Origin of the sequence: Streptomyces sp. NPDC058620 (assembly GCF_042717135.1) — a bacterium.
Classification (GTDB): domain Bacteria; phylum Actinomycetota; class Actinomycetes; order Streptomycetales; family Streptomycetaceae; genus Streptomyces.
Genome location: NZ_JBHXQO010000027.1, coordinates 82454 through 95044 on the forward strand (window position 1 = coordinate 82454; position 12591 = coordinate 95044).

Genomic DNA, 12591 nt, shown 5'->3' on the forward strand with positions numbered 1-12591 from the left:
TGCGAAACCAGACTGTACAGGAGGTCGGAGGGTGCGGTCGAACTCACCCATGGTGGCGCTCCCGTTACGGGCCGCGGAGCTCTCCGGCGACCCCTCCGGCGGGCGCTGCGGCCCACCGGATCAGGGTGCCGCCGCGTCGATCGCCTTGACGATCCGCTTGTCCGAGACGGGCTGCGCCGTGCCCAGGGCGTGCGCGAAGTAGCTGACCCGCAACTCCTCGATCATCCAGCGGATGTCCAGCACCTCCTGGGGCACCGGCCGCCCCTGCGGCAGCTGTTCCAGGAGCCAGGCGTACTCGTCCTGCATCTCGTGGACCTTCTCCATGCGCGTGGTGTCGCGCTGGACGTTCGTCGGCATCTGCTGGAGCCTGCGGTCCTCGGCGACCAGATAGCGCATCAGGTCCGGCAGCCTGCGCAGCCCCGTCGCGGTGACGAACCCCGGCGGTACGAGGCGGGCGAGGTGCTCGCGTACGTCCGTGACGTTGTTGATCAGCACCAGGCTGTTCGTGGCCTTCAGCCGCCGCTCGCACGCCTGCCAGGCAGCCAGGATCTGCTGCACCTGCCCGATCGTGCGGACCGTCAGGTCCACGAGATCGGCGCGCACCTTGTCGTACAGCTTCCGGAACGACTCCTCGTCCCAGGCCGGGCCGCCGTGCGCCGCGATCAGCCGGTCCGCCGCCGCCATCGCGCAGTCGTCGAACAGGGCCTGGATGGAGCCGTGCGGATTGCGGGACAGGGCCAGCTTCTGCTGGTTGGTGAGCTTGTCCGAGGCGAATTTGGCGGGGTTCACCGGGATGTTGAGCAGGATCAGCTTCCGGGTGCCCCGCCACATCGCCTGCTGCTGCTCGGCCTCGGTGTCGAAGAGCCGTACGGCAACGGTCTCGCCCTGGTCGACGAGAGCCGGATACGCCTTGACGGGCTGGCCGGCCCGCCGGGTCTCGAAGACCCGGTTCAGCGTGCCGATCGTCCAGTCGGTGAGGCCCGAACGCTCGATGGACTCGCCCGAGGGCCCCGCGGTGGCCGCGGCGGCCTTGGAGAGGGCCTGGCGGGCCTTGGGGCGCAGCTGGAGCTTGAGCGCGTCCAGGTCCTTGTCCTCGGCCACCGTGCGGCGCCGCTCGTCGCCGACCCGGAAGGTGATCTTCAGGTGGTCCGGAATCCGGGTCAGGTCGAAGTCGTCGGCCTTCACCGGGACGCCGACCATCCGCTGGAGCTCACGGGCCAGGGTGAAGGGCAGCGGCTCCTGGAGCGGAACGGCCCGGTCCAGGAACTTGCCCGCGTAGTCGGGGGCGGGCACGTAGTGCCGGCGGATCGGCTTGGGCAGCGAACGGATGAGCTCGGTGACCACGTCCTGGCGCAGGCCCGGGATCTGCCAGTCGAAGCCCTCGGAGGTCACCTGGTTGAGCACCTGGAGCGGGATGTGGACCGTCACACCGTCGGCGTCCGCACCGGGCTCGAACTGGTACGTCACCCGGAACTTCAGCTTCCCCTGGCGCCAGGAGTCCGGGTAGTCGTCCTTGGTGACTGCCCCGGCCTTCTCGTTGATGAGCATCGAGCGCTCGAAGTCGAGCGCGTCCGGCTCGTCCCGCCGCTTGTGCTTCCACCAGGAGTCGAAGTGGGCGCCGGAGACGACGTGCTCGGGGATCCGCTGATCGTAGAAATCGAAGAGCGTCTCGTCGTCCACGAGGATGTCGCGACGCCGGGCGCGGTGCTCCAGCTCCTCGACCTCGCCCAGGAGTTTGCGGTTGTCGTGGAAGAACTGGTGGTTCGTGCGCCAGTCGCCCTCGACCAGCGCGCTGCGGATGAACAGCTCGCGCGACGCCTCCTGGTCGATACGGCCGAAATTGATCTTGCGCTGGGCGACGATGGGTACCCCGTACAGCGTGACCCGCTCGTACGCCATGACCGCCGCCTGGTCCTTCTCCCAGTGCGGTTCGCTGTAGGTGCGCTTCAGCAAATGCCCGGCGAGCGGTTCGATCCACTCCGGCTCGACCTTCGCGTTGACCCGGGCCCACAGCCGGGACGTCTCGACCAGCTCGGCCGACATCACGAACCGCGGCTGCTTCTTGAACAGCGCGGAGCCCGGGAAGATCGCGAACTTGGCGTTGCGCGCGCCCACGTACTCGTTCTTCTCGGTGTCCTTCAGCCCGATGTGCGACAGCAGGCCCGCGAGGAGCGAGGTGTGCACCGACTGCTCCGGTGCGTCCTCCTCGTTCAGCTGGATGCCCATCTGCTTGGCCACCGTGCGCAGTTGGGCGTAGATGTCCTGCCACTCGCGGATGCGCAGGAAGTTCAGGTACTCCTGCTTGCACATCCGGCGGAAGCTGGAGGAGCCGCGCTCCTTCTGCTGCTCGCGGATGTAGCGCCACATGTTCAGGAACGCCAGGAAGTCCGAGGTCTCGTCCTTGAACCTGGCGTGCTGCTGATCGGCCTGCGTCTGCTTCTCCGAGGGCCGCTCGCGCGGGTCCTGGATGGAGAGCGCGGCGGCGATCACCATGACCTCGCGCGCACAGCCGTTGCGCTCGGCCTCGATGACCATGCGGGCCAGACGCGGGTCGACGGGCAGCTGCGAGAGCTTGCGCCCCAGGGGCGTGAGCCGCTTCTTGGGATCCTTCTCGCCCGGGTCCAGCGCGCCGAGCTCCTGGAGCAGCTGCACGCCGTCGCGGATGTTGCGGTGGTCCGGCGGGTCGATGAACGGGAACTTCTCGATGTCACCGAGGCCGGCCGCGGTCATCTGGAGGATGACGGAGGCCAGGTTCGTACGCAGGATCTCCGGGTCCGTGAACTCCGGGCGCGTCAGGAAGTCGTCCTCGGAGTACAGCCGGATGCAGATGCCGTCCGACGTACGGCCGCAGCGGCCCTTGCGCTGGTTGGCGCTGGCCTGTGAGATCCGCTCGATCGGCAGCCGCTGGACCTTCGTGCGGTGGCTGTAGCGGGAGATGCGGGCGTTGCCCGGGTCGATCACGTACTTGATGCCGGGGACCGTCAGCGAGGTCTCCGCGACGTTCGTCGCGAGAACGATCCTGCGGCCCGTGTGGCGCTGGAACACGCGGTGCTGCTCGGCATGCGACAGGCGGGCGTAGAGGGGGAGCACCTCGGTATGTCTGAGGTTGCGCTTGTTCAGCGCGTCCGCGGTGTCGCGGATCTCCCGCTCGCCGGAGAGGAAGACCAGGACGTCCCCGTCGGCCTCCGACCGGAGCTCGTCGACGGCGTCGCAGATCGCGGTGATCTGGTCGCGGTCGGAGTCGTCGCCCTCCTCTTCGAGGAGCGGCCGGTAGCGGACCTCGACGGGATACGTACGCCCCGAGACCTCGACGATCGGCGCCTCGCCGAAGTGCCGCGCGAAGCGTTCCGGGTCGATGGTCGCCGAGGTGATGACGACCTTCAGATCCGGGCGCTTGGGCAGCAGCCTGGCCAGATAGCCGAGCAGGAAGTCGATGTTCAGCGACCGCTCGTGCGCCTCGTCGATGATGATCGTGTCGTAGGCCAGCAGCTCACGGTCCGTCTGGATCTCGGCCAGCAGGATGCCGTCCGTCATCAGCTTCACGAAGGTCGCCTCGGGGTTCACCTGGTCGGTGAACCGGACCTTCCAGCCGACGGCCTCGCCGAGCGGCGTGTCCAGCTCCTCGGCGATGCGCTCCGCGACCGTGCGGGCCGCGATCCGGCGGGGCTGGGTGTGCCCGATCATGCCCCGGACACCGCGCCCCAGCTCCATACAGATCTTGGGGATCTGCGTGGTCTTTCCGGAACCGGTCTCACCGGCGACGATCACGACCTGGTGGTCGCGTATCGCCTCCAGGATCTCGTCCTTCTTCTGGCTGACGGGAAGCTGCTCCGGGTACGACAGAGCCGGCATCCGCGAGGCGCGCCCCGCGAGCCGCTCGGCCGCCTTCCCGGCCTCGGCGGCGATCTCGTCCAGCACGGACTGTCGGGCCTCGGGCTTACGGATACGGCGCGCACCCTCGAGGCGCCGGCCGAGCCGGTTCGCGTCGCGGAGTGAGAGCTGTCCGAGCTGTGACTGGAGATCGGCAAAGGAAGTAGACATACGGGTCCCAGGATCGCACCCGGGCCCGAGGAGTGGCGAACGCATTTCGCGCGGTCTCCGTCACTCCCTCGGTGACCGCGGGGTGGGGCGGCATCACACCACGTACCATTTCGGGCAACTGATCACCCGTTTCCCTTCCCGAGAGGCCGGTCGCCGTGTCCCGTACGCAGTGGTGCTGCCTGCTGGCGGTACTCACGGTCGTACTGGGGCTGTTCTGCGGCCCGGCCACCGCGTCCGTCACCCCGGCGGCCGGCGGTCACCCGATCGTGGCAGCCGCCGACGGTCAGGGCGTACCGGGCTGCGGCAGGGACAGCGGCCACGACGGCACCGAGCCCGCCGGACCCGTCCGGGGCCGCGCCCCGTACGACCAGGCGCCCGGGCTCGCCGCGTGGGGCCTGCCCGCCGCCACCACGGGCGCGGGACCTGCGGAATCTCTCGTACGGATCGCCGTGCGCGGTCCCGAGCCCGCCACACCCAGTCCCATAGAACTCTCCGTGCTGAGGGTGTAGCCGGTGCCGGTCAACCGGCCCCCGCTCCCCCTTTCCCCTTTTCTCGCACCCCACCGCACGGAGTGACGCATGCCCACGCCCTCGTCCACGTCCTCGTCGTCCTCTTCGAAGAAGCCGCTGCTCTACGGCGCGGTCGTCGTCCTCGCCGCCGGACTCCTCGGATACGCCTCCTACGCCGCCACCGGACCGGACGACTCCGGCTCCGCCGCCTCGTCGTCCGTCGCCGAGGTGAGCGACGACCCGTCCGCCGACGTCTACGCCGAACTGGCCGGGCTGGCCCGCCGCGACCCGGGCGACAAGCTGGCACAGGGCCGTACCGACGCCCCCGTCGTCCTCATCGAGTACGCCGACTTCAAGTGCGGCTACTGCGGGAAGTTCGCCCGGGACACCGAGCCCGCCCTGATCAAGAAGTACGTACAGGACGGCACCCTGCGCATCGAATGGCGCAACTTCCCGATCTTCGGCGAGGAGTCCGAGGCCGCCGCCCGCGCCGCCTGGGCCGCGGGTCAGCAGAACCGCTTCTGGGAGTTCCACCGCGCCGCCTACGCCGAGGACGCCAAGGAGAAGGGCTTCGGCAAGGACCGGCTGAAGGAACTCGCCCGGCAGGCCGGTGTGCAGGACCTCGACCGGTTCGTCCGCGACACGGACGGCACCGCCGCGGCGGACGCGGTCCGCACCGACCAGGAACAGGGGTACGGAATCGGCGCCACGTCCACCCCGTCGTTCCTCGTCAACGGCCGCCCCATCGCCGGGGCCCAGCCGATGGAGACCTTCACGCAGGCCATCGAGGCGGCGGCGGAGGCGGAGGCGGCCAAGGACACCAAGGACACCAAGGACGCCAAGGACACCGCGAAGTGACGGCGGACATCGGCTACTTCGCGGCCTTCCTCGGCGGGCTGCTGGCGCTGGTCAGCCCGTGCAGCGCCCTGCTCCTGCCCGCCTTCTTCGCGTACTCCATCGACTCCGCCTCGCGGCTGCTGGCCCGCACCGGCATCTTCTACGCCGGCCTCGCCACCACCCTCGTCCCGCTCGGTGCCGCCGGCTCGTATGCGGGACGGCTCTTCTACGGCCACCGGGACGCCCTGGTCCTCGGCGCGGGCTGGCTGATCATCGCGCTCGGCGTCGCCCAGATCGTGGGCCTCGGCTTCGCCTCACGGCGGATCGCCGCCCTCAGCGGTCGCATCCGCCCCACGACCGCGTTCTCGGTCTACGCCCTGGGCGCGGTCTACGGGCTGGCCGGGTTCTGCGCCGGCCCGATCCTCGGCAGCGTCCTCACCGTGGCGGCCGTCAGCGGCAGCCCGGTCTACGGCGGACTGCTGCTCGCCGTGTACGCGCTGGGCATGGCCGTGCCGCTGTTCGTGCTCGCCCTGCTTTGGGAGCGGTACGAGCTGGGGCGCCGTGCGTGGCTCCGTGGCCGCCCCCTGCGCGTCGGCCGCTTCGAACTTCACAGCACCACCCTGCTGTCCGGACTCTTCTTCGTCGGCCTCGGCACGATCTTCCTCGCGTACGACGGGACGACCGCGCTTCCCGGACTGCTGAACGTGGACGACTCGTTCGCCGTGGAGCAGTGGGCCCAGCGCCTCGGCGAGAACGTGCCGGACGCGGTGCTGCTGGGAGCCGTGGTGGCGGTGGTGGTGTCGGTGCTCGCGGTACGGGCGTGGCGCCGCGCGGTCCAGCAGAGGCAGGAGCCACAGCAGGAGAGCAGCTGACACGACGAAGGCCCCGTCCATGGGACGGGGCCTTCGGGTGGTGGCTGGGGCCGGGATCGAACCGGCGACCTATCGCTTTTCAGGCGATCGCTCGTACCAACTGAGCTACCCAGCCACGCAGCTCATACGGGCTGCAGCGGTCCTGACGGGATTTGAACCCGCGGCCTCCACCTTGACAGGGTGGCGAGCACTCCAAACTGCTCCACAGGACCAAGCTAATGTGCGAGACAAGTCTCGCACACGGTAAAGCGTGCCCCCAACGGGATTCGAACCCGTGCTACCGCCTTGAAAGGGCGGCGTCCTGGGCCACTAGACGATGAGGGCTAAAGGCCCACCGGTTTGCTTTCCAGCGCGTCGGGGACGTGAGAAGCATATGGGATGCGGGGGCGAACGCCAAAACGGTTTAGCCGGAGGGCGTGGGAGCCGACGGGGAGGGGGAGCGGTCCGCCGGATTCCCCTCCGGCAGATGGCGGCTGACCTCGGCGGTCGTCAGGCCGAGACCGCCCAGCGTGATCTCGTCCCACGCCTGGAGACGGCGGGTCGAGCGATCCAGGTAGAGCACCGAGGCGCGCACCTTCTCGGGCTTCTCGTTCTGCACGGCACGCAGGCCCCCGCCGCCCGTGGAGCCCTCGACCTTCAGCCGCGTACCGAGTTTCAGTACCTCGTTCACCCGGTGGTGGACATGGCCCGCCAGGACGAGGGGGACGGTGCCGTCGGTCTCCCGTGCGGCATTCGGGTCATGGGCGACCGCGATGTCCACCGGAGTGCCGGCCCGCTCCTGGTCGCGCAGGGCGGAGGCCAGCCGGAGACCGGCCATCCGTTCGGCCGCCTTCCCCTGGGCGGGGACCGAGCGGTCCGGGGTGAACTGCGGGTCGCCGGTGCCGGCCACCCGCAGCCCGCCGACGTTCAGGGCGCTGCCCTCGTCCAGGACGTGCGCGTTGCGCAGCCCCTTCAGATACGCCTGGGTGACCTTCGAGTCGTGGTTGCCGCGGACCCAGACGTAGGGCGCGCCGAGGTCGCGGATCGGGTCCAGGAAGCCGTTCTCGGCGGCGGTGCCGTGGTCCATGGTGTCGCCGGAATCGATGATCACGTCGATCTCGTACTGCTCGACGAGCGAGCCGATGATGTGCCACGCCGCCGGGTTGAGATGGATGTCGGAGACGTGCAGGACGCGGATCGTGGCCGGGTCGGGGCGGTAGACGGGGAGCGTGGACGTGGCGTCGTACAGCTTGGTGACGTTGGTGACGAGGCGGGCCAGTTCCTGCTGGTAGACGTCGAATTCGGTGACGATCGAGCGTGCGTCGCCGACCAGCGAGGGGGCGCTGGAGAGCAGCCCGGAGAACTTCGGCTCCAGGACCGACTTCGGGTTCCAGGTGGCGTACGCGGAGACGCCGGAGGCGGCCAGGAGTACCAGTGCCAGGCCGCCGGCCGCGAGGGCGCGGCGCGGGCGGCGGTACACGGCGAGGCCGAGGGCGGTGGCTCCGGAGACGACGGCCACGCAGGAGCGGACGGCCAGGTCGAGGGTGCCGGCGACGACGTCGGACGCGACCTCGTCCTGGAGGCCGGAGAGCCGTTCGGGGTGTTTGACCAGGGCCTGGGAGCGCACCGGGTCGAGCCGGTCGACATCGACGTCGAGGCGGATCGGGGCGATGTGGGAGTCCAGCTCCAGGGCGCCGAGCGGGGACACGTTGATCTTGGTGCCGCCGCTGAGGGACGGGCGCAGGGTCATGTCCGTGTCCATGGGTCCCACCGGCGTACGGACACTGCCGACGATCAGCAGCCCCAGCCAGGCTCCCAGCACGACGACGGTGACGAGGCCGAGTGCGCGGGTGACGGGGTGCGGGGTGTCGGTGAGCGTGCCGACGGGGGCGGTGGAGCGGGTGCGGTGCCGGAGACGGACGACTGCGGCGCGGAACGGGTCGCGGGCCATTGGGCCCGTATGCCCTGGTTCGGGTCCGGACATGCGGGCCGAGGGGCAGCAGGTGCGGACGGGGCAAGCGGTGCGGGCCCGTCATACGTGACAATGGCGGGGTGCTGGAGATGACGCGCGAGGAGTTCGAAGAGCTGGTGAGCCAAGCTCTTGACCGGATTCCGCCGGAGCTGACGCGGCTGATGGACAACGTCGCGGTGTTCGTCGAGGACGAACCGGACCCCGGCGACCCCGACCTGCTCGGGCTGTACGAGGGCACGCCGCTCACCGATCGCGGTGAGTGGTACGCGGGGGTGCTGCCGGACCGGATCACCATCTACCGCGGGCCGACGCTGCGGATGTGCGAGTCGCGCGAGGACGTCGTCGCCGAGACCGAGATCACCGTGGTCCACGAGATCGCCCACCACTTCGGCATCGACGACGAGCGGCTGCACGCCCTGGGTTACGGGTGAGCGGTCCCGGGCCCGGCCGGGAACCCGACGGCGGTGACGGCCCGGCCTCCGGCGGCGGTGCGGTGGCCGACGACGTTCCGGTCGTCGACCCGGATGTAGACCTGTCCGATCCCGTGCACCGGGCGGAGACGGCCGGCCGCGAGAAGTGGAGGGTGCTAGGTGCCATCGCCGCGGGCGGGGCGCTGGGCGCCGTCGCACGGTATGCCGCCCTGGTGCTCTGGCCGGCCGCCGACGGGGGGTTCCCCTGGGCGGTCCTCGGCGTCAACGTGAGCGGCTGCGCCCTGATCGGTGTGCTGATGGTGCTGGTCTCCGAGCGGGACGGGGTGGCCCATCCGCTGGTGCGGCCGTTCCTCGGGGTCGGGGTGCTCGGCGGGTTCACGACGTTCTCGACGTACGCGGCCGATGTGTCGAAGCTGCTGGACCGCCAGGAGGCGCTGACCGCCATGGCGTACGCGGCGGCGACGGTCGTGGGGGCGCTCGGCGCGGTGTGGGCCGCCGCCGCGGCGACACGGGCGCTGCTGGGCGTACGCGGACGTGAGCGGGCCGCATGAACTGGCTTCTGGTGGCGATCGGCGGAGCCGTCGGGGCGCCCCTGCGCTATCTGACGGACCGCGCGGTGCAGGCGCGTCACGGCAGCGGACTTCCGTACGTGTTCCCGTGGGGGACCTTCACCGTCAACGCGGTGGGCAGCCTGCTGCTCGGCGTCCTGACCGGGGCGGCGGTGTCCGAACCCTTGTACGCCCTGGTCGGTACGGGGCTGTGCGGGGCACTGACGACGTACTCCACGTTCTCGTACGAGACGTTGCGGCTGGCCGAGGGCGGCCGGGTGTTTCTCGCGGCGGCCAATGTCGTGGGGTCCCTGCTGGTGGGCCTCGGCGCGGTCTTCCTGGGGGCGGAACTCGCGGGCGGGTTCGGGCGGTAGCTCGCTTCGCGGGCGTGTCCCCGGTGGGGTCGCGGGAGTTGGGCACGGCGCCCCCGCCTTCCCCGCCCCCCTTCACGCCCCGGAGGTGCCACCCGTGCGCCAGTTGTCCGCCCCTGTCCGCTGGGCAGCCGTCACCGCGCTGACGATCGCCGCGTCCACCGGCTGCATGAGCGTCGGAGACGACGGCGAGAAACCGGCGCCCTCGCGGTCGGCCGGCCCGAAGGGAGCCTCGGCCGAGCCGGACGGCGGCACGGTGCCCGGCTCGGGCCGGTCGGGCTACGGCGGCAGCCGCGCCGAGGCCCAGTCCGACCGTGAGACCGGGGCGAAGCCGGACCCGGGCGCCTCCGCCACCACGCCGTCGGCGGCGCCCGGCGGTGCGCGGCCCACCCCGAAGCCGGGCGCGCCTGTGCCGCCCGGCGCCGGCAGACCGCCGGCTCCGCAGCCCTCGGTGCCCGGACCGGGCGAGCCGCCGCCCCCGCCGGTCACTTCCGAGCCGTCCGGCCCACCCCCTCCGGCCCCCGATCCGGAGCCGGAACCGACCCCGCCGCCGGAGCCCTCGCAGCCGCCCTCCGCCTCACCCGCCGCGCTCAGAAACCACGCGATGGGCGCTCCGGAAGGCCCTGAGACGCAGCGCACACCGGAGGCGTCGCCGCAGGTCGCGCCCGCGTGACCGAGGGCGCGGCGGGGGCGCGGAAGGGGGCTCCGAGCAGGCAGTTTGCGCTAAGTGGGTAAGGGTGCGTATGGTTATAGATCGTTTGATCCCATTGCCCGGCGCCGACACAGAAGAGCGCCGTGTGGCGCGTACTCTCCCTTGCCGTGGCTGGACCGCATTGAGGCGGTCGAAATTGCGAATCACGGAGTTACGGGCGCGTGCCGAGACTCCGGAAGGTTTCGCATTTCGCATGTCAATTTCCAGTTCTGACCACACCGTCATGCCCGAGAACGTCGACAACGACGAGCTCATCACCCTCGACTCCATCGAGAGCGTCGAGTCCATCGAGTCCATCGAGGACAACGAGCTCGCGCAGCTCGCCGAGGCCGTCGTGGCCGAGGTGGACACCGCCACCGTCGTCGCTGCCGACCCCGAGGTCGTGAAGGTCGTCGAGGTCGAGGTCGTGGAGGTCGTCGAGACCGCCGCCGAGGTCACCGAGGCCGCCCCCGTCGAGACCGCCGCCGCGAAGGCAGTGGATACCGCCGAGGCCGCCTCCGACGACAGCGCCGAGGACGCCGAGCCGACCGTCACCTTCACTTCCCTCGGTCTGCCCGATGGCATCGTCCGCAAGCTCGCCCAGAACGGCGTCACCGCGCCCTTCCCGATCCAGGCCGCGACCATCCCGGACGCCCTGGCCGGCAAGGACATCCTCGGCCGTGGCCGTACCGGCTCCGGCAAGACCCTCTCCTTCGGTCTCCCGACCCTGGCCACGCTGGCCGGCGGTCACACCGAGAAGAAGAAGCCCCGCGCGATCATCCTCACGCCGACGCGTGAGCTCGCGATGCAGGTCGCGGACGCGCTTCAGCCGTACGGCGACGTGCTCGGCCTGAAGATGAAGGTCGTCTGCGGCGGTACGTCGATGAGCAACCAGATCTACGCGCTGGAGCGCGGTGTCGACGTCCTCGTCGCCACCCCGGGCCGACTGCGCGACATCATCAACCGCGGTGCCTGCTCCCTGGCGAACGTCCAGGTGGCCGTGCTCGACGAGGCCGACCAGATGTCGGACCTGGGCTTCCTGCCCGAGGTCACCGAGCTGCTCGACCAGATCCCCGGCGGCGGCCAGCGCATGCTCTTCTCCGCCACCATGGAGAACGAGATCGGCACGCTGGTCAAGCGCTACCTGAGCAACCCGGTCACCCACGAGGTGGACAGCGCCCAGGGCAACGTCTCGACCATGACGCACCACGTCCTCGTCGTGAAGCCGAAGGACAAGGCGCCGGTCACGGCCGCGATCGCCGCCCGTAAGGGCCGCACGATCATCTTCGTCCGCACCCAGCTGGGCGCCGACCGTATCGCCGAGCAGCTCATCGAGTCCGGCGTGAAGGCCGACGCGCTGCACGGCGGCATGACGCAGGGTGCCCGTACCCGCGTCCTCGAGGACTTCAAGAAGGGCTACGTCAACGCGCTCGTCGCGACCGACGTCGCCGCCCGCGGTATCCACGTCGACGGCATCGACCTGGTCCTGAACGTGGACCCGGCCGGCGACCACAAGGACTACCTGCACCGTTCGGGCCGTACCGCCCGTGCCGGCAAGTCCGGTGTCGTCGTGTCACTGGCGCTTCCGCACCAGCGCCGCCAGATCTTCCGCCTCATGGAGGACGCGGGCGTCGACGCCTCGCGTCACATCGTGCAGGGCGCGGGCGTCTTCGAGCCCGAGGTCGCCGAGATCACCGGTGCCCGCTCGCTGACGGAGGTCCAGGCCGACTCCGCGAACAACGCCGCCAAGCAGGCCGAGCGCGAGGTCGCCGACCTGACGAAGCAGCTGGAGCGCGTCCAGCGCCGCGCCGGCGAGCTGCGCGAGGAGGCCGACCGCCTGGTCGCCCGCGCCGCACGCGAGCGGGGAGACGACCCCGAGGAGGCAGTGGCCGCGGCCGCGGCCGAGGCGGAGGCCGCGATCGAGGCCGCCGCAGCAGCCGTACCGGAGCAGCAGCCGGCCGTCCGCGAAGAGCGTCGCGACGACCGCGGCAACTTCGAGCGCCGTGACAACCGCGGCGGCGACCGTGGTGGGTACCGCGGTGGCAACGACCGCGGTGGCGACCGTGGCGGCGACCGTGGCGGCCGTTCCTTCGAGCGTCGTGACGACCGCGGTGGCCGTCCGTCCTTCAACCGGGACAACGACCGCCCGTCGTTCAACCGTGACCGTCGTGACGAGCGTCCGTCGGGCGGCTTCCGCTCCGGCGGTGCCGGTGGCACGGGTGGCGGCGACCGTCGTGACGACCGTGGTGGCCGTCCGTCCTTCAACCGGGACAACGACCGCCCGTCGTTCAACCGTGACCGTCGTGACGAGCGCCCGTCCGGTGGCTTCCGCTCCGGCGG

General features: G+C 70.7%; 10 protein-coding genes and 3 tRNA genes. 8 read left to right on the forward strand and 5 right to left on the reverse strand.

Annotated features, from left to right (window positions below; translation table 11 throughout):
- Positions 1–120: 120 nt before the first annotated feature.
- On the reverse strand, positions 121–4041 hold the full coding sequence (gene hrpA / locus ACFWSK_RS23400; RefSeq protein WP_383789417.1) for an ATP-dependent RNA helicase HrpA: 3921 nt from the start codon (positions 4039–4041) through the stop codon (positions 121–123).
- Positions 4042–4196: 155 nt separating this feature from the next.
- On the opposite strand from hrpA, the gene ACFWSK_RS23405 reads away from it, so the two are divergent.
- From ACFWSK_RS23405 to ACFWSK_RS23415, 3 genes are all read left to right on the forward strand, one after another.
- Entirely contained in the window at positions 4197–4550 is a 354-nt protein-coding gene (locus ACFWSK_RS23405; protein WP_383789420.1) for a hypothetical protein, read from the forward strand.
- A gap of 69 nt (positions 4551–4619) precedes the next feature.
- Positions 4620–5408, forward strand: a complete 789-nt coding sequence (locus tag ACFWSK_RS23410; RefSeq protein WP_383789422.1) for a DsbA family protein — start codon at positions 4620–4622, stop codon at positions 5406–5408.
- Positions 5405–6259 carry a cytochrome c biogenesis CcdA family protein gene (locus ACFWSK_RS23415; RefSeq protein WP_383789425.1) on the forward strand — a complete coding sequence of 285 codons (855 nt, stop codon included), beginning with the start codon at positions 5405–5407 and terminating at the stop codon, positions 6257–6259. The genes ACFWSK_RS23410 and ACFWSK_RS23415 overlap by 4 nt, the downstream gene beginning before the upstream one ends.
- A gap of 38 nt (positions 6260–6297) precedes the next feature.
- On the opposite strand, the gene ACFWSK_RS23420 is transcribed toward ACFWSK_RS23415, so the two are convergent.
- The 4 genes from ACFWSK_RS23420 to ACFWSK_RS23435 all read right to left on the reverse strand — a co-directional run bounded on the left by ACFWSK_RS23420 (position 6298) and on the right by ACFWSK_RS23435 (position 8189).
- Positions 6298–6374, reverse strand: a tRNA-Phe gene (locus ACFWSK_RS23420).
- 22 nt (positions 6375–6396) lie between these two features.
- Positions 6397–6471: transfer RNA gene (locus tag ACFWSK_RS23425), tRNA-Asp, on the reverse strand.
- A 39-nt stretch (positions 6472–6510) separates the two neighbouring features.
- Positions 6511–6583, reverse strand: a tRNA-Glu gene (locus ACFWSK_RS23430).
- A 79-nt stretch (positions 6584–6662) separates the two neighbouring features.
- Positions 6663–8189: a metallophosphoesterase gene (locus ACFWSK_RS23435; RefSeq protein ID WP_383789427.1), complete on the reverse strand. Its 1527-nt coding sequence runs from the start codon at positions 8187–8189 to the stop codon at positions 6663–6665.
- Between the two features lie 101 nt (positions 8190–8290).
- Between ACFWSK_RS23435 and ACFWSK_RS23440 the strand changes: the two genes are divergently transcribed.
- From ACFWSK_RS23440 to ACFWSK_RS23460, 5 genes are all read left to right on the forward strand, one after another.
- Positions 8291–8641: a metallopeptidase family protein gene (locus tag ACFWSK_RS23440; protein WP_382730935.1), complete on the forward strand. Its 351-nt coding sequence runs from the start codon at positions 8291–8293 to the stop codon at positions 8639–8641.
- Positions 8642–8742: 101 nt separating this feature from the next.
- A complete protein-coding gene (gene crcB, locus ACFWSK_RS23445; RefSeq protein ID WP_383789460.1) occupies positions 8743–9192 on the forward strand; it encodes a fluoride efflux transporter CrcB in 450 nt (149 codons plus the stop codon).
- Positions 9189–9563 carry a fluoride efflux transporter CrcB gene (crcB, locus tag ACFWSK_RS23450; RefSeq protein ID WP_383789430.1) on the forward strand — a complete coding sequence of 125 codons (375 nt, stop codon included), beginning with the start codon at positions 9189–9191 and terminating at the stop codon, positions 9561–9563. The genes crcB (ACFWSK_RS23445) and crcB (ACFWSK_RS23450) overlap by 4 nt, the downstream gene beginning before the upstream one ends.
- A gap of 94 nt (positions 9564–9657) precedes the next feature.
- Entirely contained in the window at positions 9658–10233 is a 576-nt protein-coding gene (locus tag ACFWSK_RS23455; protein ID WP_383789433.1) for a hypothetical protein, read from the forward strand.
- A 232-nt stretch (positions 10234–10465) separates the two neighbouring features.
- Positions 10466–12591, forward strand: a 2126-nt coding sequence (locus ACFWSK_RS23460) for a DEAD/DEAH box helicase (protein WP_383789436.1), incomplete at its 3' end; no start/stop codon positions are given.

Excerpts from the sequence above, each read along its gene's own strand:
- ACFWSK_RS23410 (WP_383789422.1), top strand. The coding sequence starts at position 4,620 with ATGCCCACGCCCTCGTCCACGTCCTCGTCGTCCTCTTCGAAGAAGCCG.
- ACFWSK_RS23435 (WP_383789427.1), bottom strand. The coding sequence starts at position 8,189 with ATGGCCCGCGACCCGTTCCGCGCCGCAGTCGTCCGTCTCCGGCACCGC.
- crcB (WP_383789430.1), top strand. The coding sequence starts at position 9,189 with ATGAACTGGCTTCTGGTGGCGATCGGCGGAGCCGTCGGGGCGCCCCTG.
- hrpA (WP_383789417.1), bottom strand. The coding sequence starts at position 4,041 with ATGTCTACTTCCTTTGCCGATCTCCAGTCACAGCTCGGACAGCTCTCA.